The 689-nt window shown below is 62.3% G+C and carries 1 protein-coding gene and 1 pseudogene; one reads left to right on the top strand and one right to left on the bottom strand.

The annotated features are described in order from the left end of the window. The first annotated feature begins 126 nt into the window (after nucleotides 1-126). Entirely contained in the window at nucleotides 127-402 is a 276-nt protein-coding gene (locus ACWTU8_RS31780) for a hypothetical protein (protein ID WP_454581066.1), read from the top strand. An 80-nt stretch (nucleotides 403-482) separates the two neighbouring features. Here ACWTU8_RS31780 and ACWTU8_RS31775 read toward each other — a convergent pair. Further along, a pseudogene (locus ACWTU8_RS31775) lies at nucleotides 483-689 on the bottom strand (CoA transferase); the annotation flags it as partial.

Here is a 689-nt window from a genome sequence, read left to right as displayed (position 1 = left end):
CGTCGCTTCGCTCCTTGCTTCGCCCTTGGATGACGAAGGGCAGGCAAACCGGTGCCAGGGAACCTTTGTTCGGCTGGTGATTTTTTGCCTATATAGGACATGCGAATGGCCAGGAGGGTGTTGCCGATGACGACGAAACAGTTTGCGATCTGCGCTCTTGCCGTGGCGATAGCCTGTGGCATGTCTACGTCGGCATTCGCCGGGTCCAGGCATCGCCATCACCAGGCCGAGCCGGAACGCTACGTTCCCGCCGATGACGATCTCCTCGGCTTCCTGTTCGGCGGTCCGCGCTACTACGACCAGCAACTGGTCACGACGGCGGCGGGCGCCTGTTCCTATCACCGGGTGGGGCCGGATGCGAACGCGTTGAACAAGATCAACGATCATCATTGCGGGAAATAGGTGGGCCGCGCGGCGGTCAGCTCAAGCCAGTCGGCCCCGGAAGCCAATGCTAAATTTCAGCAGCCTGAAACCGGGCGATTTCAATGGTTTGTATCTGGATCCGCCAGATCCGCGCGAATCTCGCCGCCATGTTCGTCGCGCGCGGGACCTTTCGCCGGCGTCTTTTGCGCCCATCCGGAAAAGCGCGGAGCAGCGGCTGTCTGCAGGATGCCGTCCACCGCCAGCCAAGAGCCGCGCGCGGCCATGTGCGGATGCCGTGCTGCTTCCCATGGATCGAGTACCGGGGT

The organism is Mesorhizobium sp. BHbdii (genome assembly GCF_053848045.1).
Note: the sequence above shows the minus strand (reverse complement) of the source record. Positions and strands in the feature narration are given on the sequence as shown.